This window comes from Clostridiales bacterium (assembly GCA_017961515.1).
Taxonomy (GTDB): Bacteria; Bacillota; Clostridia; order Acetivibrionales; family RGIG10202; genus RGIG10202.
In genome coordinates, this window is the sequence record JAGCXC010000038.1 from 1 (window position 1) to 18,773 (window position 18,773).

The window sequence follows — 18,773 nt, forward strand, 5'->3', positions numbered from 1 at the left end:
CCAATGTTCCAGGTGTATATGGTGAAGTTGCGTATGCCTCAATCCTAAAAAAGGGCATAAAAAAAGAGCCAAGCAAGAGTAGTATTAATATAATTAATGCCTTATTGTTGCCCTTTAGGCATCGATACGCCCCCCCCCCTGTCGTTGTTTTGTTGCAGCAAAATTATATTTTATCATGTAAACATCTCTCCTTTCATTTATTGTAAAAGTTACATCGGATGCAATATTTTTTCCTTGAATTAATTAAATAAAGGAAAAAAGACATATACTTTAGTTAAAATTAAAAGCATTGAGCTTTACCATTTAGAGTTTTTGTGATATTATAACTTGGATTGGTGCATAAGTATCTTCTGTGTCTTATTTTGTAAATTAGATACTTATGTTTTTTGTAGGTGATTTATATTTTATGGAGGGGTTTTAGGTGAAGGATTTGTTAGTTCTGGGAATTGAATCAAGTTGTGATGAGACATCAGCTGCAGTTGTTTTAAATGGTAGAGAGATTTTGTCGAATGTGATTTCATCTCAGATAAAGATACATAAAAAATATGGAGGAGTAGTTCCGGAAATCGCGTCTAGAAAGCATATTGAGTCAATTGTACCTGTTGTATCTGATGCGCTAGCTAAGGCAAATAAAACTTTGGATGATATCGATGTTATAGGAGTAACAAAAGGTCCAGGTTTGGTGGGAGCATTATTAGTAGGAGTATCCTTTGCAAAGGCAGTAGCATTTTCAAAAAAGAAGCCGTTGGTGGGAGTAAATCACATACAGGGACATATTTGTGCAAATTTTCTTCAGCACCCAGATTTAGAGCCACCTTTTATTTGTTTAGTTGTGTCGGGTGGACATAGTCATATAGTTTATGTTAAAGATTATGTAACTTTTGAAATACTAGGACAGACAAGAGACGATGCGGCGGGAGAAGCTTTTGATAAAATTGCGCGTGCAGTTGGATTGGGATATCCAGGAGGTCCGCTTGTGGATAATATGGCTAAAAAGGGTGATGCTCATTCAATAGAGTTTCCTAGAGTATATTTTAAAGATAGAAGTTTCGATTTTAGTTTTAGTGGGCTAAAGACAGCTGTGCTAAATTATATTAACATTGCAAATCAAAAAAATGAAAGTATTAACATTTATGACGTCTGTGCAAGTTTTCAGCAGGCAGTTGTTGATGTGTTGGTTGAAAATACTTTACGTTGTGCAAAAAATAAAAAGTTATCAACAGTTGTATTGGCAGGGGGTGTTGCTGCTAATAATCAGTTACGTCAAAAAATGCAGGATGAATGTTGTAAAAATGGTTATAAATGTTATTATCCGTTAACTGTATTATGTACTGATAATGCGGCGATGATAGCCAGTGCAGCGTATTATGAGTATAGCAACAATAATTTGTCAGATATTACTTTAAATGCATATCCATCTTTAAAATTGGGGAAAAATTCTGTTAATGAATTTTGAATAATTTGTGTATAATGATTGTGAATAATGTGGATAACTTTATAATTTATTGATACAGGATTAATTTTCTTGTGAATATTTTTGGGGAATAATTGTTGCGATTTTTTGTGGATATATCTGTGGATAATGTGGATAATGTTAATAAATTAAGTAAAAATATGGAGAAAAAATTATGCAAAAGAATATAATTTTAATAGGTATGCCGAGTGTGGGAAAAACAACAGTAGGTAGAATGTTAGCTCAAAGTACCAATAAAAAGTTTGTGGATACAGATTATATATTAAAGACAAAAACCAAGTTAACACCGAGAGATATAGTAAAAATACATGGAGAAGAGTTTTTTTTAGAGTGTCAACAAAACATTTTAACAAAGGAGGATTTTTTTAATTCGGTTATTTCAACTGGTGGTAGTGTTGTGTACAGTGATTTTTTGATGCTTAAATTTAAGAGTATTGGATTTATTGTTTATTTAAAGGATTCTCTAAGTGAGTTAAAAAGTAGGATAGAAGAGAATAGACGAATAATTGGTAGCCATAATTTTAGTTTTGATGAATTATACATACAAAGGGACGAGTTATACACAAAATATGCAGATATAATGATTGATTGTACAAATAGAAAACCAGAGGATATATTAAAAAAAATAGAAGAGGAGGTGCTACAAAGTGAGTAATACGTTTGGAAAGATATTTAGGGTTACGACTGCAGGAGAGAGTTATGCGGGATTTTTTCAAAAAAAAGAGGGTAATTTACCAGGAGGATTAATCACAATAATAGATGGGGTACCATCAGGATTAAAAATAACTGAAGATATGATAAATTCGGAATTAGAAAAAAGAAAGACTGATACGTCATTTGTGACGACAACACGAAGAGAAAAGGATGAAGCCATAATATTTTCTGGAGTGATGAAAGATAATATTACAACAGGTGCACCATTAGGAATTTTGGTAGTGAATAAAGATATAGAGGAAAAACAGGCTAAGTATCACATAGAAAATAAAGATATTATAAGACCTGGTCATGCAAACTATACATATTACCAAAAATATGGAGAGCATATGGATTATTTAGGAGGAGGGAGAGCATCGGGAAGAGAGACCGTGTCTAGAGTGGTTGCAGGAGCTGTTGCAAAAGAAATCTTGGATAAAGTAGGTATAGACGTTATTGCATATACTATTGAATCGCATGGAATAAAAGCAAAAGATATATCATATCAGGAGGCTAAAAGAAATTATAGGAAGAATATAATAAATTGTCCTGATTTTGACAAAGCTAGAGAGATGATAGAAGATTTGAGGGAAGTTATCCAAAATAACAATTCATGTGGTGGAGTAGTAGAAATAATAGTAAAAGGTGCAATGGCAGGTTTAGGAGAACCTGTGTTTGATAAAATGGATGCAGCATTGGCTCATGCACTAATGTCGATAGGAGGAATTAAAGGAGTGGAGTTTGGTGCAGGGTTTAAACATGCGAGTATGTTAGCTACAGAGGCTAATGATATTCCAGTTATCGATGATAAAGGCAGAATATCCTTTAAAACAAATAATGCAGGAGGTATATTAGGAGGGTTAACTAATGGAGAAGAGATAAGAATAAGAGTGGCGGTAAAGCCAACTCCAACAATACCGCTGGTGCAAGATACAGTGGATATGAAAAGTTTAGAGCAAAAAAAAGTTATTTTTAATACTAAAAATGATGTATCTATATGTGCAAGAATATATCCGGTGTGTGAGTCTATGGTAAGAATTGTAATGGTGGACTCGATACTACAAAATAGGGCAGTACAAAATTTTTTTTGAAGTAAGTTATAGAAGCGCTAAACTTTTGAGGAATGGAAAAGTACAACTTAAAATTATAAAAATCTTAAGTATGATAGAATATTAAGTTGATTGTTTTTACTCGTATCTGGCGCGCAAGGTAAAAAATCTTTGTTTCCCAGAGATTGCATAAAAACGCAACCTCTGGATAAAATTAGCAGCAGCCACAATTTGAATCGCCTAAGTTCCAGTTATTACAGAAAAGTAGAAGGAATATCAAAAGGAAAAATAATATACTACAATCATCTCCCCAAAGAGAACCTGAACAACAAGCTCTATCCATAGAAAAACCCCCTTAAACTAAGTCATATATTATGATATGTAGCAAAAAAGAAAAATGTTAATTGCATTTTAATATTGACTAAAGCCAGTAGCAATAAACAAGGAAGAAGGATTTTTTGATTCAAGTGTTGTATATATTACCTAGGTAGTTTTAATAGGGTGTTTTCTGTGAGAATTTAGGGGAGGTGTTTATTATGGCTCTAGATATGAGTAAGTTAAAATCATTAATAGGAAAAAATGGATTAGAAGATGAAAAGCGTAAATTAAAGGGAAAAGCAGATAGATTTGAAGATTCATTTAAGGGAGAGTACGGGTATAGTAGAATTAGAAAGTGGACGGGAGAGTTTAGAAAAGAAATAAGAGAGGCAAAAAGCAAAAAAAAGTTAAAAGAGTTAGAGATTAAATTAGAAGATAAATTGATGGATGAAAGATCTAAAGAGGCAAAGATGACAATAAAGGCTAGTGGAATAAAGAAAGATATAAGCCAAATAAGTGATTTGTCACGTAGTAATGAAACGTTAGTAGGAAATTCATTGTCAGAGACAGGTGAAACAATTAGCATTAATAGTAGGTCAAATAGAAGTTCAATTAGTGACATAACCTATACATCAAGCAATAAAAATTTGAATAAAAATGCAAAAAAAAGTGAAAAAGATATAGACATGTAAAAGAAAAACAAGAGTTTTGAGAATATATAAGAGTATGTTAAAATATGAAAAGTGTTTCTGGTAGATGCATAGAGAAGTCTTGTCACCATATGAAGAGAAAAAAAGAATAATATTGTTGACAGAATATAAAAAATGTTATAAAATAAAAATCTGAGGGTGTGTTTTGACAATTATATTGGTAATACTAAAGAAGAAATGACAACCTAAGAAAATATTTTTGAGAATATACACCCGTTTGTTATCAAGCATACAATCAGAAAAAATACTCAAACAAAAGTACTACAAAGTATACTACCAAAATAATTAATTAGTGTCAATACATGATTTGTGTACTACTACCAACACTAATTGAAGCGTTAATGCCTGAAATTGAGTACCATTGGGTGATATAAAAAATAAAAAATATATAAAAAAAATTTTTAATTTGACGATTGTATATTTGAAAGTGCAAAAAAATAAACAACAAGGTAGGTGAACCGCGAGATGAAGATCACAGACGTTAGGATTAGACTTATAGACCATGATGGAAGAGTAAGAGCTGTAGCTTCAATAACAATTGAAGATGAGTTTGTAGTACATGATATAAAGATCATAGAAGGAACCAATGGTCTATTCATTGCTATGCCAAGCAGAAAAGGCCAAAATGGTGAGTTCAGAGATATAGCTCATCCAATATCTGCTGAGACAAGAAGCAAGATACAAGATGCAATACTTGAGGCTTACAATAAAGAAGTAGAAGCTAGAAAGTAATTTGCTGATTGTACAAAATTTTTGGATGTGACACTTTCCTTTTCCAAAAGAGAGTGTCATTTTTTGTTTTCCAAATTAATATAAATATACAAAATGTTTAAGCAAAGGGGAAGAATGCTAATGAATAGAGCGCTTAACTATTGTATGTTTCAGGAGGAAGACAAAGGATTTAATATATATGGCGATATAAGTGGATATGTAAAGATATTAGTTAACAAGCCAAGATTTAGAATAAATGTTACGGTGTTTAATATAAATAGCAATTTTAGTTATCAGGTCTATATAATGAAAAGTATTAATGGTGGGCTCGAGCATATTAATATGGGCAATCTTTTGTTAAAAAGAAATATGGGGACATTAGAATATGAGTTTTTGAGTCCGGATAAAGATATATTAAATTTTGATGTTATTGCAGTGGTTAGTTTGGTTAATGATGGAGCCGATACAAAAATTCTTGCTCCAGCTGTTGCATATAAAAATGAAAAAATTTTGTGGAGAGATAAATTATTAGAGTCAATGAAAAAGAATATGCTGTACGCTTGTAGTAAAGGATGTCCACTAATGTGCAATACAAAAATAATGATGACACCTAATTTCCCAAAAAACCAAATTCCTTTCAGTAAAGAAATTTTCAAGAGACAAGTTGATATAAATTTTAGAAAGTGTAATCCATTTTTAAACAAGAGAAAAGATTATATGTGGTGGAGCGTTACTGATGTGAACAAGCTATATTATTTTTTGAAATTATTTGGCATAGATATACGTGATAAAATATCGGCTGATAGTGATAATATGATTTTGGGTATATATGAAGATAGAAGTAAAATTTATATTGTGTTAGGTTTTCTTACAGATGATGTCTCGGATAAAAGATATGATAAAATTGCAAAAGTAGCTGATTTGAATGTTAGATATGGGTTAATTTTTATTAATCCATATATTGCATAAATGATGGAAAAGTGATAAAATATCTTCTCGACAGGGTTAAGAGGGAAGAATGAGTATGTTAAAAAATTTTTTGAAAATGTTTTATCCAAGTAGATGCATATTTTGTGATAAATTAATTGGATTTGATGAAGAGTTTATGGTATGTGATATATGCTATAAAAAATTGACGTTTTTAGATCATCAAGTTGATAGGACTGAGTATTGTGATGAAGTAAGAGGAGTGTTTGTTTATGATGATATGATAAAGCATGTTATACAAAAGTTTAAGTATTATCACAAAGCATATTTATATAAAGTATTTGCAAAGCTTATGGTTTGTAGTTTAAGAGATTATATTTCGGGAGATGTAATAGTAAGTGTTCCTTTGCATAAAGGTAGAGAGGCACAAAGAGGATATAATCAATCGGGCCTTTTGGCCAAAGAGATATCTCGAATTACTAACATAAGGTACCAGGATGTATTAACAAGGCAAAAGAATACAGGAGCACTTGCGTTGTGTGATAAAGAGCAAAGAAGTCTTTATATAAAAGGAGCGTTTAAGGCAAGAGATAGTAAATCGATTGCGCAAAACAAAGTTATTATAATAGATGATGTTTTTACAACAGGAGCTACAATAAATGAATGTAGTAAGGTGTTAAAAGAGAACAAAGCGGCTAGGGTGGAGGCTTTTGTTATAGCAAAGACTATACTTTAATATGGTAAGTGTCGATATACACTTTAAAGTGATTATGACACAAATACATAATAATTAATATATAGAGAGGTTTAGGAATATGTGTGAAAAGGATTATTTTGATGATATAGATTGTATAAATGTGTCGGAAGTGGAGCGTGCAAAAGAGATAGTTGCAAGAGCACCGGATGTACGTGAGGATAAGATAAAAGAGGTTAAAGAAAAATATTCTGATCCCAATTATGCACCGGATGAGGCAATCATTGCGGATCGTATAATAGAGGATTTGGAAATTATAGGGGAAATTAAAAATGGGAACAGCAAAAAAAAATTGTAATTTGCAATAAATATGTGATATAATAGCAGAAATACGGGAAATATTGACCGGGAGAGAGTAGAAAGTGTTGGAGGGAATGGAGAGAATGGAACATAGTATAGAGAGGGTACTTTTATCTGAGGAGCAAATTCAAAAAAGAATAGGAGAGTTGGCAGATCAGATAAATGAAGACTACAAGGGAAAAAGCATAGTAATGATAGGAATATTAAGAGGGGCTGTGATGTTTTTCACGGACTTGGCTAAGAAAATAACAGTGCCAGTTAAGATGGATTTTATGGCTGTGTCAAGCTATTCAGGAGGAACAAGAACATCTGGAGTGGTGAGATTAGTACACGATTTAGCAGAGAATATCGAGGGGAAAGATGTACTTATTGTTGAGGATATAGTTGATTCAGGATTGACATTGAGTTATCTGGTAAATAATTTGACACTAAGAAAGCCTAATAGTATAAAAATATGTTGCCTATTAGACAAGCCATATCAAAGGACAAGGAATATACATACAGATTATGTTGGTTTTGAAATAGCGAATGAGTTTGTTATAGGATATGGTTTAGATTATAAGGAGTACTATAGGAATCTACCGTATGTTGGTGTATTAAAGGTGGATTAGGAGTGGGTCCAGTTTTAGGCTCAAGGTGAGGCTGGCCTTTGTTTGCGGCTATAGAGAAAAGGTGGAATCAAACGGAAGTGATGGCTTTGTATGGCATCACTTCCGTTTGTGATAGGACCAAAGCAATTATAGCTTTAGGGGATGCAGGTAGTGTTATCTTGCAAATACGTGTTTACCTATTTGCGTTACTATTTCGCGGCTCCAAATCCATTTACTTGTTGCTGTATGAGGGTTCCAGTAGTAAAGACAGCCATTGGTTGGATCCCATCCGTTTAGTGCATCTTTTGCTGCCTTTATTGAATCATTATCTGGTGTTAGGTTTATTTGGCCATCGGATACGGCATCAAATGCGCCAGATTGATAGATTACACCTGCGATTGTTTTGGGAAAGTTGCTATTGGATACCCTGTTTAAAACAACGGCAGCTACGGCTACCATGCCTTTGTAGGATTCACCACGTGCTTCTCCGTGTATTAAGCGAGATAGGAGTCTTACGTTATTATTGTAAGTATTATTTTGTGAAGAACCGGATGATGGTAAGGCTAAAGCGGATAGTGTTTGTGGCCCAGCGATTCCATCCACATCAAGATTGTTACGTGACTGAAAAAGCTTTACTGCACCAAATGTTATATCACCATATATCCCATCAATATCACCTGAATAATAGCCCCACTGGCGTAACTTTTTTTGTATATTTACCACTTCATCACCTCGAGATCCGTAATATGACAGGGTGGGTTTTATCCCAAAATTTAAAGTAGACTGTTGACTATTACAAAAAAATTGTACTACCATTAATAAAAATAATACCAGCATACAAGATAAAAATAAAATAGATTTATTTATTCTCAAAAAAAATCACACCTTCCACGCAAATTGATACCTGTTAGTATGCACAAATCTTGCATTAACTATACACTTTACGGGTGAAAGAATATGCGGCAATTTCATTAAGACAATTAATTTTATATAAGGGGCATTGATTGGTACATTGTAAGAAGTGAAATATTTCATGATATAACAGTAGATCAATGCAATGATTATGATTGAAATTACTAGGTGCCGATGGTACAAAATATTTGTCAATCATGTTGGGGTATAGAATTATGCTGTTATTTGATGCGTCAAAACTACTAAATAAAATTTTATTCAATATTGGCACAATATCTTTTGTAATGATTTTTATGTCGTGGCTTGCTATGAATTCTCTTGATGTAACGTGTGGGAAATTTAATGCACATAACATTCCCATATTCCAAGAGAGATTTCCTAAATTGAAAATATTTTTTTTGTTAACCCTTCTACATTGTGGATTTATATTAAACTCATTTTGTATCACATGAGTTTTAGGAAGAAAGAATGACAGTTGCATAAATTATTCCCCTTCCTTATTCTATAAGCACAGCTACATCAAACGCTGTCTTTAGATCAATTTCTGATTTTAAAAATTTCAATATGTCATCTATAGTAGTAAAAGAAGAAAGATCAATAAGCTTTGTTGGTGTAACTATCATACAAGGAGGTACTAGTATGCCAGCATCAGAGCAGATAGAATTTTCTTCAAGAAGTTTTTTTAATGTATTAAAAATTATTGTGTTTGATATTATACTAAAACATCGTACGCGTTTGTCAAAACATATTATTCCGCTATTATCTACAATTACGTGATGTGTTACACTATTATTTATTAGCCCCCATAAAATTTTCTTTTTGATATTTGTTTTAAAAACAAAGTATTTACCAATATCACCCAAATGATAAATATCGGATTTGTCACATAAAGTGTAGAAAGATATAATTTCTTTTTGGTCAATTGATGTATTAGTGAAAGAAGACGAATCTATTGTGCTAGTTGCAATGGCGCGAAGAATATTTTGCATGCGATCAAATTCCACTAAAATCTCAATTGAGGATTTATCAGAAATGGATTTTGATAATTTATCAAAGACAGCAAGTTTTATGCTTTCAATATCTTTATGAGATGGATTAAAAACATTGCGTTCCATAACTTCCATGACAACAGACATACAAATACCAATGGACGCAATAACAGGAGCGTTTTTACATATTGCGGATTTGGAATTTATTCTTGAGGCAATTATAGATATAAGCGGATTACAGGCGCCACCACCGCCAAACAATATAGGATTATTTAGCTTATATGTTTTGGCTAATTGATTTATTATATTGGTATACTTTTGTATGACAATATCAAGTACTTTGTTCGCAATAACATCTATTGATGTTTTAAAATACTGGGCTAGAAGTTCTACTGAGAGCCTTGCTGATTCTTGGCTTCCGAAACAATAAGAATTCTTAGGAACTAAACCCAATGCATTTAGAATACATGTTAGCGTTATAGAAAATATTTCGCCGCGGGAATTTTTTATTGCTGCGTAACGACAATTATCAGATTCAATAAAGAAAATAGAGGAATTGGCTAGATTAGAAGGTTCAGCAAAGCAAGAATATTTTAAACCGAGTATATGGGAGCTTCTTGGTCCCACATCTAATGTTTTGCCAAAGACACGAATTAAACTTCCCCCAGCAATTGCAATTGTGTTTATATCTAACGAATTAAGATATAATTTATGGCCACCAATTGTAGGCTTAGTTAGCACAACTTTACCATCTTTGATTATGGATATGTCGGTGCTAGTTCCACCCACTTCAAGAAAAATACCACTAGATATTTTTTCGTAAATGAGAGCACCATAAACTCCAGCAGCAGGACCGGATAATATAGTTAAAAATGGACGCTTTTTTATTTCGTCTATAGGCATTACTCCGCCGTCACAGCGCATAATCATGACAGGTGCAGTGATGCCCATTGATCTAATTGATTTCTTGATTAGTTCAAATGTAGACATCATTTTAGGTAATATGGATGCATTTATTATGGCGGTATTGGTACGTATTTTTATGCTATATAATCCGGAAATTTCGTAAGTTGCAGTTGCATAAATGTTGTGTTTAGAAGCTAAGTCCAACACTTTTTGCTCGAGTGTGTTATCATCTGGACTAAAAGGGCAAGAGGCAACTATGGAATTAATTTTGTCTAGAGTTATTTGATGAAAAATATCTTCCAAGTTAGAATCAAAATTAGTATCGTTATTGATGTGGTACGTCTTAATGTGAATGTATTTGTTGTTTCCAAGTGGTATATCGGAAAAATTTATTATGTGATTTCCAATTAAAATTACACCTACATCACATACATCGCCTTCTAATATGGCATTAGTTGCCTGAGTAGTTCCGGCTGCAATAAAAGAAATGTCAGATACATTAACATTGGAATTAGATATTATGCGAGATAGTGCATCAATGATGCCCAAAGCAACTCCATCCTTGGAGCCGTAAGTAGTGAAAACTTTCGTAAACTCCAGCAACTCAAAGGTGTCGTTATCTATTGCAACAGCGTCTGTAAAAGTTCCGCCAACATCTACTCCAATGCGAATAGTCATAATAATTCTCCCTTACACAAAGAGTATGCTCATTATAATCAAATTTATAAGCACTTGTAACAAGCAGTACGGTAGAGATCTTTTTAGTATGCGTGATGTATCAATACCAGTGAAATTGGCTACCCATACGTTATGCGTGTTAGTAGGATCACAAATACCCTGTATTGCTCCAACAGACATAATGGCACCAAGGATGGCCAATGGATTTAGTATATTTGTCATAAGCATTAAACTAACTACCCCACTACCTAAACCGAACAAATTAAGTGGTCCTCTAAATAATGCAAAAGGAGCACATAGTAAAAAGATTAGTACATATGTAATTTTGTTAGTTGGCACAAGAGCAATGATAATTGGTGATACAATACTAGATACTTGCTCGTTTGTAACAGTCTGCAAAAGAATACCAATACTAATCATTAATGCAATTGCAGGACTTGAGTCACATATGCCGTCAAAAAATGATTTAGTGAATAAGTCTAATACCTTTTTAGGATATGTTGTGATTATGCCGTAGAGTGTACCAATCAACAAGCTACTAATGATATTTATGTTAGAACCAAACAAAAGAGGCCAAATAAAAGTTAGAAGGATTGGTAAAATTGGTGTTAGTAGTGCATAAAATCTAATTTTTTTGTTGGAATAATCACTTTGTACGCTACAGTGAAAAATGTTTGTTGAAGATTTTACGTTAAGTAGCGTGTATACAATTATCATTATACTATTGACAACACTTAGTATGAATGCACAATTTCTTACATAAGTTACGTTTATGTTTAGAATTTGGCTGTAGAATGTATAGTTTGATAAATTAAATAATCCACCTAGATTAAGTCCCATTATCAAAAGTATTGACGATACAACTGGACTAATACCAACAGATATCATAATAGGTATTGTAATTGTACCAACCATTATTACAGCACCAAGGCCGCTAACCGATGTAAACACCAGTGCAGTAGCAAAAGTTAGGAATAATGCTACAATAATTGGATTGTCTCCACCAAATTCGGCAACGTATCGTATGATGCTTGAAGATATACCTGTTTTATTGATAACTTGTGCAAACATTGCACTAAACATTGTAGTGATGATTGCTGCATACAAACGAAAACTACCTTGACCAATTATATCATTTAGAATGTCATTTCCAGATACACCAGCAGCTATAGCGATAAGTATAGCCATAAATGGAAGCGCTACAAGAGTAGGTAGTTTTTTAGATATCATAAGTATCACAAATAGTATGAATATAGCAATGACTAAAAAGGATATCAAGTAACATCACCTCGTGTAAATATAATTACTAACACAAATAATTATACCATTTATCACAAAAAATGACAAGAATAATTTTATAATATTTTAAGCCGAAAGTGCCGATACACATGGACAGTCAGTATATTTTGAAAAGGGGGTTCGTTTATGTCATTAGATATTGAAATGAGTATAACAAAGGAGAAAGAAAAAACAATTGATCTAGACTTGCCTGTGGAGGATAAGAGCATAAACGAACTTATTGATGAGTTAAATATTCTTAGTGAAGATTTGTTTAAAAATGTATTAAATAAAAAATGGGTTACTAAAGGGGATTTTAGTAGCATAAATAATTTGTTTGAACCACTGAATAAATTAGGAGAAGAAACATTTGATAATGTTTTAAGTAAATATGATCCAGAAGAAGTATTGCAAAAGAGAGTAAAAGAGCAAGGATACAAAGTATCTAGTTTACATACAGAGAATTTAAAGCCTAAATTGGAAAAAGAAATTGAAGTACAAAAAGAAAAGGAAGTAGAGTTAGGAGAAGATACTTTTAATGAAAATAAGCCTAGTATTGATGTAGATGAAAAAGAGATACTGCCTATTAAAAAAGAATATCAAGAGCAAGATATAGAACGAGAAAAAGAGGTTTTAAAGGATAAAAATGTAAGACCCAATACTGGTTACAGGACAAGAGAGATATTTAACAAAATTATTAATGGATTAAAAGGCGAAGATGGAATTTGGGGAAGAACTAAGAAGACTGTAACAGCAGTGAGGGATAAATTTAATAACATTAGAAAAAAAGATGTAGAGATAGAAGATTTATTGGAGGATTTAGTTAAGCAGGTTGATAATATGGAGCCTAAGGGTGTAGTTGGGAAAATGATTAGGGTGGTACAGAATTTTATTGCCAATATAGCAATTTCAATTAGGGAAGAAAAAGAGTTAAATAAACCAATGGAAAAGTTGAATATATTAGATTATTTAGAAGAGGAAGAAGACATGATGGGTAAACCAATAGAAGAGGATGCAAGAGATGTACCAGATGAAAGGGAAACAGTAGCGATAGAAGAAGATGCAAGGGATAAGTCAGATGAAGAGTTACAAGAAGATCCAAAGATAACAAACGCAGATTTATCCGGAGATAAGCTTAATTTAGAACATCCGCTAGCTAAGAGGAAATTTACGACAGAGGAACGCATAAAAAAAATTGCGCGAGTTAAAGGATCACTGGATATATTGGTGATTATGTTGTTTTTGGAATATGTAGTTTGTTTGGTTATATGATTGAGATGAAAAAGGGTATGATAGCGGTAAATGACAAATTTCTTTCTTCCAATTTTTGTATAATATAAGCAAAAAAACGGAAGAGGGGTTTTGTGGCATGAGAGCACAAGCAATAGATATGCAAGATGACAAGAAATATCAAAGAGCTATACTAAGAAATATTGTAGACATCGTAGATAGAAGTCATTTGTTGGTAGTAGCACCAATAGCATTTCTTTTGGGGAAATCCACCATAATAAATGGAGGGATTCCTTTTGGCGCGGTTATGTTTTGTGGGATGTATTTTTTAAGGACGAGCAAAGTTGTTATGTTTCTTATGGTACTGGCAGGGCTACTTACAAAAGCACATAGCAAATATTTATACATAAATATGATAGCTATAATTGCATTCATGCTAATCAAAAAAATAATTTCCATAAAAGAAGAAAATGAATTGGGTAATGCGTTATTATGTACGCTGTGTATAGCATTAGGTGAGTATATTTTCTTTTACAGAGAAGGTATGCTTTTATATGATTTTGTGAAGATTTTATTTCATTTGGTGATTTCAATACCGCTCTATTATATCTGTAAAAATGCAGGGATGTACCTTGTACACAAAAATAAATATTTGGATATACGAAATGAAGAAATAATGAGTGTAGCGTCGGTATGTGCAATAGCCATACTTGGTGTTGGTACATTAAATATATTTGGACTAAAGGCAATCAATATTATAGTTACAGTGATAATATGTATGTTTAGCAATAAATTTGGGTTGACAATAGGGGCAACATTCGGGATGGTTTTGGGGATTGTTGTGAACATACATAGTGATAATAATTTAATGCTGGGAGGATTATATAGCTTTAGTGGAATGCTCGCAGGGACATTTAAAAGTTTGGGAAAGGTTGGTACGTGTCTAGGATTTTTTTTATCAAATTTTTTGTTAATGGTTTTTTCAAGTCGATTCAATCCAGCAGTGATAAACATACGAGAGATGATAGTAGGTATGACAATATTTATATTAGTTCCAGAAAAATTGATAGATTTTTTGATTGGTAAGAATCTAAAGGAAGAATTGATTTGTTGGAAAAGACGTAATTACAATTTTAGATTAAAGGAATTTACGGTTGGTAAGCTAAAAAAGTTTTCATTGGCATTTAAAGAGTTACAAAAGACTTTTTGCAAAATCTCAGAGTACGAATTTGTAGCCAATCAAAATGATATTTCTGTCTTGTTTGACAGAGTTGCGGATAGAGTATGTAAAAATTGTAGTTTGTGTGTGTATTGCTGGGAGAGAAGTTTCTATGAAACATATCAGGTTATGTATAAAATGGTTGAGATGCTAGAAAATAGAGGAAGAATAGAGATATCAGATATACCACAATTTTTTTTAGATAGGTGTGATAGAGTAGGTGAGTTTACGAGAGCGCTTAGCAATATTTACGAAATATTTAAGGTGGATGTTGTGTGGAAGAATAAAATAGCGGAGAGTAGAAAAGTGGTGTCACAGCAGCTAGGGGGGTTATCAAAGGTGATATTAGATTTGGCATCAGAAGTGGATGTTGATGTAAGATTTAATACATCATATGAAGAAATAATATTAGATCGATTTGGGAATATAGGTATACAATGCATAGATGCCATGGTATATCAAAATAAGTGGGGAAAATATGAGGTGGTAGTGACATTAAAAATGGATGATTATCAACGTATATCAAAAGGGGAATTAATTGATATAATAAATGATGCAATACAAATGGATATGGTTGTGGAAAAAGAGCATATTGAATCAGGGGATACTGGCGAGAATAAAAGCATAAAGCTAATAGAGAAGGATAAAATAACACTTATGACGGGATATGCTAAAGTGACGAGAGAAGGACAAAATGTGTCTGGCGACAGTTATTCATTGATAAATAGCAAAGACGGGAAATTTTATATTGTAATAAGCGATGGGATGGGAAGTGGTGAGATTGCTCAAAGGAATAGTGATGCTACAATAAATTTGTTTGAAAATTTTATAGAGTCAGGTTTTGATAAGGAGACAGCAATAAAAATTATAAATTCAATATTAGTGTTAAAGTCAAATGATGAATCGTTTAGTACGTTGGATATATCTTCGCTGGATACAAGCACGGGTGAGTGTGAATTTATAAAGTTTGGAGCTATGCCAACTTTCATAAAGTCAAAAGATGGAGTAAAGGAGATAAAGCATGCATCACTTCCAGCGGGTATATTAAGTAGTCTTGTGATAGAGCCGCAAAAAGAACAACTAAAAAAAGGTGATTATATCATAATGATAACTGATGGGGTGATTGATTCACTAAAGAAGTTAAAGGAGAAAAAACTTTTAGATATATTGACACATTTTGATAGAAAAGATCCCAAAGATATGGCAAAAGATATTTTGGGTGAAGCGTGTTGTGATGAAGCACCAATGGATGATATGTTGGTGGTAGTTGCTAAGGTTGGGTGAAATGTATAATTATAATTAGATAGAGAAAAGCTACCTTTATACTAAAAATGATAGGGGTGTTTTTGGATAACCATGGAAGACGAAAAAAGAATAATAAGGATACAAGACCTTAAGTCTAACTATATAGAAGAGATGATAGTAATATTAAAAAATAATTCGAGGAGAAAGAGTGAGAAAAATCCTTTTATTGTGCGTGAAGCAGAAAGGATATTAGATGATTATGTGTTGGGAACACTATCGAAATATTTGCATAAAAAACACAAAAGGTTTAGAATAGATTTGAATAGAATTTTAAATTATTTGTTGGTGCTAAGTGCGGTAGCTGTGTGCTATATGGTGGTATACATTTTAAGAAGGTAAGGGGAGTTAGATAGTGGATTTTAGTGAGGTCGTGGGACAAGAAAGTATAAAAAGAGCACTAACCGAGGCGGTGGATAGCAAAAGACTTAGTCATGCATATATTTTTGATGGGGAAAAAGGATTAGGAAAGAAAACAGTTGCAAAAATTTTTGCGAATAGAATTTTGTGCCAAAGTAACGAAAGTAAATGTAATTGTAATAGTTGTCAGATGATGAAAAAGGGTGTTCATCCAGATTTTTATGTTGTAGCACGTGATGGCAATAGTATTGGAGTGGATAATATACGAAAAATGCAAGCCCAGGTGATAATAAAGCCAATGTATGGAAAGTTTAAGGTATTTGTTGTGCAAGATGCGGATACAATGACGACTGATGCTCAAAATGCATTACTAAAGACTTTGGAAGAGCCACCAGAGCATGTTGTTATAATCCTTTGTAGCAATAATTATGGTATGCTTTTGGAGACGATAAAATCACGTGCGGTTAAGTATTCATTTAAGAGAAATAGTAATGATGAGTTAGAAGAATATATTAGTAAGTGTGGTTTGTTAGAGAAGGAGAATAAAAAATTTTTGATAAACTATGCTTGTGGAAATATAGGAAAGCTTATCAGTTTAATAGAAGATGAGGATTTAAGTGACTTGCGTGATGTTGTGATAGATTATGCATTAGGTGTGAAAAGAATGAGTAGATTAAAGTTACGCAGTGCAGTAGATTTTTTTAGTGAAAACAAAGATAGGGTAGAGTCGCTTCTTGATATAATCATGCTTGTGTATAGAGATATGATAATCATAAAGGAGACAGGAGATGATACCCTATTGACTAATTTAGATAAAAGAGATATTATGTTAGACAGAATAGATGAATTTGGGAATGATGAGTTGCTTAAAGATATTGATAATGTTGCTGAGACGATACGTTATATAAAGCAGAATGCTAATTTTAGTCTTTCAATAGAAGTTATGTTTTTAAAAATACAGGGGGAGTGTTAATGGTAGAGGTAGTAGGTGTTAGGTTCAAGGCAGTAGGAAAGATTTATTATTTTGCACCTAAGGACAAAAAAGTTAAGAATGGAGATAAGGTCATAGTAGAGACAACTCGAGGTTTGGAGTTTGGTGAAGTTGTTTTAACAGGACGTATGGTGGATGAGAGTACACTTGGTACACCGCTTAGTAATGTCGTTAGGGTTGCTACGGCAGAGGATATTGAAAAGAACAAACAGAACAAACAAAAGAGATTAGTTGCTTTTGAGTCATGTCTTAAAAAAATTAAAAAGCATAATTTGAAAATGAGATTAGTTGAAGTCGAGTATACGTTCGATGGTAGCAAGATACTGTTCTACTTTACTGCTGATGGGAGAATAGATTTTAGGGAGTTAGTAAAAGATTTGGCAGCGGAGTTTAAAGTAAGGATAGAGCTAAGACAGATAGGAATAAGAGATGAAGCCAAGATGATGGGAGGTATGGGTGTATGTGGTAGAGTCCTTTGTTGCAAAGAATATCTTGACGAATTTCAACCAGTATCAATAAGGATGGCAAAAGAGCAAGGATTGTCGCTTAATCCAACGAAGATATCGGGGAGATGTGGAAGACTTATGTGTTGCTTAAAGTATGAGCAAGAGGCATATGAAGACTTGAATTCGAGGGTGCCTAGAGTAGGAGCAATTGTAGACACGGAAGATGGACAAGGTGAAGTAATTTATGTTAGTCTATTAAAAGAAATAGTCAAGGTAAAACTGGAAGACAAGGATGATAATACACTTGAGGTAAGAGAATATCCAGTAAAGGACATAAAAGTAATAAAGAACGCTCGAAGTTCATATTATTTAAGTGATGAGGACATAGATATGGACGAGATAAAAGAGTTAGAGGATTAAGAGTTCTTGCAATAGGTAAGAAAAAAGATGGTGAAGTATGAAAGAAAAAGGAGATTATGCTGCAGATGCTGTAATTAGGCTTGTAACCACATGGAGTAGGCTTTATTGTGATGAAATGAAAAGATTACAGGGTGATATAATATCATGTATAGATAGGAAAAAGTGTGAGTGGAATACTTGGAAAGAAGAAAAAGTCCATGAGTATAAAGAAAAACGAGCTTGTATGCAGATAGAAGATAACGTGTCTAACAGTGTCAATGCGGATGATGATATTGTTGTAAGGTATGTGCAAAGGCCAAGTCGAGTGCGCGATAGTGAATTGCCTACATGTCAACTACCCACCACCTAAAGGTGGATGGGCTTGTAACTGCCCAATCGTACTAACGGCATATACCTCCGACCTTTTTTCTAATAGATTAGCATCTACTAGTGACGTTACATCGTAGGGTGATTGACAGCACCCTTTACAGCAAAGATTTACTCTGCCGTAACTGCACAAGTACTTGTTTATCTTCA

19 protein-coding genes are annotated in these 18,773 nt (G+C 33.0%); 16 read left to right on the plus strand and 3 right to left on the minus strand.

Going from position 1 to position 18,773, the window contains the following annotated elements; genetic code table 11:
- The 10 genes from J6Y29_02505 to hpt form a co-directional block, all read left to right on the plus strand.
- Window positions 1-206 (plus strand): hypothetical protein (locus J6Y29_02505; protein MBP5426751.1); only part of this gene is annotated, 206 nt, incomplete at its 5' end.
- 215 nt (window positions 207-421) lie between these two features.
- On the plus strand, window positions 422-1,456 hold the full coding sequence (gene tsaD / locus J6Y29_02510; GenBank protein ID MBP5426752.1) for a tRNA (adenosine(37)-N6)-threonylcarbamoyltransferase complex transferase subunit TsaD: 1,035 nt from the start codon (window positions 422-424) through the stop codon (window positions 1,454-1,456).
- Between the two features lie 172 nt (window positions 1,457-1,628).
- Window positions 1,629-2,129: a shikimate kinase gene (locus J6Y29_02515; GenBank protein ID MBP5426753.1), complete on the plus strand. Its 501-nt coding sequence runs from the start codon at window positions 1,629-1,631 to the stop codon at window positions 2,127-2,129.
- Window positions 2,122-3,258 carry a chorismate synthase gene (gene aroC / locus J6Y29_02520; GenBank protein MBP5426754.1) on the plus strand — a complete coding sequence of 379 codons (1,137 nt, stop codon included), beginning with the start codon at window positions 2,122-2,124 and terminating at the stop codon, window positions 3,256-3,258. The genes J6Y29_02515 and aroC overlap by 8 nt, the downstream gene beginning before the upstream one ends.
- A gap of 494 nt (window positions 3,259-3,752) precedes the next feature.
- On the plus strand, window positions 3,753-4,226 hold the full coding sequence (locus J6Y29_02525; protein ID MBP5426755.1) for a hypothetical protein: 474 nt from the start codon (window positions 3,753-3,755) through the stop codon (window positions 4,224-4,226).
- Between the two features lie 483 nt (window positions 4,227-4,709).
- The gene (gene spoVG, locus J6Y29_02530) at window positions 4,710-4,976 is read left to right on the plus strand and encodes a septation regulator SpoVG (protein MBP5426756.1); all 267 of its coding nucleotides are present in this window, start codon (window positions 4,710-4,712) and stop codon (window positions 4,974-4,976) included.
- Between the two features lie 120 nt (window positions 4,977-5,096).
- Window positions 5,097-5,924, plus strand: coding sequence for a hypothetical protein (locus J6Y29_02535; GenBank protein MBP5426757.1), 828 nt, complete (start codon window positions 5,097-5,099; stop codon window positions 5,922-5,924).
- Window positions 5,925-5,973: 49 nt separating this feature from the next.
- The gene (locus J6Y29_02540; GenBank protein ID MBP5426758.1) at window positions 5,974-6,618 is read left to right on the plus strand and encodes a ComF family protein; all 645 of its coding nucleotides are present in this window, start codon (window positions 5,974-5,976) and stop codon (window positions 6,616-6,618) included.
- Between the two features lie 79 nt (window positions 6,619-6,697).
- On the plus strand, window positions 6,698-6,934 hold the full coding sequence (locus J6Y29_02545; GenBank protein ID MBP5426759.1) for a flagellar biosynthesis anti-sigma factor FlgM: 237 nt from the start codon (window positions 6,698-6,700) through the stop codon (window positions 6,932-6,934).
- Window positions 6,935-7,010: 76 nt separating this feature from the next.
- Window positions 7,011-7,547 carry a hypoxanthine phosphoribosyltransferase gene (hpt, locus tag J6Y29_02550; protein MBP5426760.1) on the plus strand — a complete coding sequence of 179 codons (537 nt, stop codon included), beginning with the start codon at window positions 7,011-7,013 and terminating at the stop codon, window positions 7,545-7,547.
- 153 nt (window positions 7,548-7,700) lie between these two features.
- Here hpt and sleB read toward each other — a convergent pair whose 3' ends face one another.
- From sleB to J6Y29_02565, 3 genes are all read right to left on the minus strand, one after another.
- Window positions 7,701-8,363 (minus strand): spore cortex-lytic enzyme, encoded by a 663-nt coding sequence (gene sleB / locus J6Y29_02555; GenBank protein ID MBP5426761.1) that lies wholly within the window; start codon window positions 8,361-8,363, stop codon window positions 7,701-7,703.
- Between the two features lie 572 nt (window positions 8,364-8,935).
- Window positions 8,936-11,011: a hydantoinase/oxoprolinase family protein gene (locus tag J6Y29_02560; GenBank protein ID MBP5426762.1), complete on the minus strand. Its 2,076-nt coding sequence runs from the start codon at window positions 11,009-11,011 to the stop codon at window positions 8,936-8,938.
- Window positions 11,012-11,023: 12 nt separating this feature from the next.
- Window positions 11,024-12,289, minus strand: a complete 1,266-nt coding sequence (locus J6Y29_02565; protein ID MBP5426763.1) for a transporter — start codon at window positions 12,287-12,289, stop codon at window positions 11,024-11,026.
- Between the two features lie 147 nt (window positions 12,290-12,436).
- Here J6Y29_02565 and J6Y29_02570 point away from each other — a divergent pair, with 147 nt between their 5' ends.
- The 6 genes from J6Y29_02570 (at window position 12,437) to J6Y29_02595 (ending at window position 18,606) form a co-directional block, all read left to right on the plus strand.
- Window positions 12,437-13,561 carry a hypothetical protein gene (locus tag J6Y29_02570; protein MBP5426764.1) on the plus strand — a complete coding sequence of 375 codons (1,125 nt, stop codon included), beginning with the start codon at window positions 12,437-12,439 and terminating at the stop codon, window positions 13,559-13,561.
- A 97-nt stretch (window positions 13,562-13,658) separates the two neighbouring features.
- Window positions 13,659-16,022, plus strand: coding sequence for a stage II sporulation protein E (gene spoIIE, locus J6Y29_02575; GenBank protein ID MBP5426765.1), 2,364 nt, complete (start codon window positions 13,659-13,661; stop codon window positions 16,020-16,022).
- Between the two features lie 72 nt (window positions 16,023-16,094).
- On the plus strand, window positions 16,095-16,382 hold the full coding sequence (locus tag J6Y29_02580; protein ID MBP5426766.1) for a hypothetical protein: 288 nt from the start codon (window positions 16,095-16,097) through the stop codon (window positions 16,380-16,382).
- A 13-nt stretch (window positions 16,383-16,395) separates the two neighbouring features.
- Window positions 16,396-17,373 (plus strand): DNA polymerase III subunit delta', encoded by a 978-nt coding sequence (gene holB, locus J6Y29_02585; GenBank protein ID MBP5426767.1) that lies wholly within the window; start codon window positions 16,396-16,398, stop codon window positions 17,371-17,373.
- Window positions 17,373-18,257 carry a stage 0 sporulation family protein gene (locus J6Y29_02590; protein MBP5426768.1) on the plus strand — a complete coding sequence of 295 codons (885 nt, stop codon included), beginning with the start codon at window positions 17,373-17,375 and terminating at the stop codon, window positions 18,255-18,257. Before holB ends, J6Y29_02590 begins: the two co-directional genes overlap by 1 nt.
- A 37-nt stretch (window positions 18,258-18,294) precedes the next feature.
- Window positions 18,295-18,606: a hypothetical protein gene (locus J6Y29_02595; GenBank protein ID MBP5426769.1), complete on the plus strand. Its 312-nt coding sequence runs from the start codon at window positions 18,295-18,297 to the stop codon at window positions 18,604-18,606.
- Window positions 18,607-18,773 lie beyond the last annotated feature (167 nt).

Coding starts and splice junctions, on each gene's coding strand:
- J6Y29_02560 (MBP5426762.1), bottom strand. CDS start 11,011: ATGACTATTCGCATTGGAGTAGATGTTGGCGGAACTTTTACAGACGCT.
- spoVG (MBP5426756.1), top strand. CDS start 4,710: ATGAAGATCACAGACGTTAGGATTAGACTTATAGACCATGATGGAAGA.
- J6Y29_02525 (MBP5426755.1), top strand. CDS start 3,753: ATGGCTCTAGATATGAGTAAGTTAAAATCATTAATAGGAAAAAATGGA.
- J6Y29_02540 (MBP5426758.1), top strand. CDS start 5,974: ATGAGTATGTTAAAAAATTTTTTGAAAATGTTTTATCCAAGTAGATGC.
- J6Y29_02570 (MBP5426764.1), top strand. CDS start 12,437: ATGTCATTAGATATTGAAATGAGTATAACAAAGGAGAAAGAAAAAACA.
- hpt (MBP5426760.1), top strand. CDS start 7,011: ATGGAGAGAATGGAACATAGTATAGAGAGGGTACTTTTATCTGAGGAG.
- spoIIE (MBP5426765.1), top strand. CDS start 13,659: ATGAGAGCACAAGCAATAGATATGCAAGATGACAAGAAATATCAAAGA.
- J6Y29_02595 (MBP5426769.1), top strand. CDS start 18,295: ATGAAAGAAAAAGGAGATTATGCTGCAGATGCTGTAATTAGGCTTGTA.
- sleB (MBP5426761.1), bottom strand. CDS start 8,363: ATGCTGGTATTATTTTTATTAATGGTAGTACAATTTTTTTGTAATAGT.
- J6Y29_02515 (MBP5426753.1), top strand. CDS start 1,629: ATGCAAAAGAATATAATTTTAATAGGTATGCCGAGTGTGGGAAAAACA.
- J6Y29_02590 (MBP5426768.1), top strand. CDS start 17,373: ATGGTAGAGGTAGTAGGTGTTAGGTTCAAGGCAGTAGGAAAGATTTAT.
- J6Y29_02580 (MBP5426766.1), top strand. CDS start 16,095: ATGGAAGACGAAAAAAGAATAATAAGGATACAAGACCTTAAGTCTAAC.
- J6Y29_02535 (MBP5426757.1), top strand. CDS start 5,097: ATGAATAGAGCGCTTAACTATTGTATGTTTCAGGAGGAAGACAAAGGA.
- J6Y29_02545 (MBP5426759.1), top strand. CDS start 6,698: ATGTGTGAAAAGGATTATTTTGATGATATAGATTGTATAAATGTGTCG.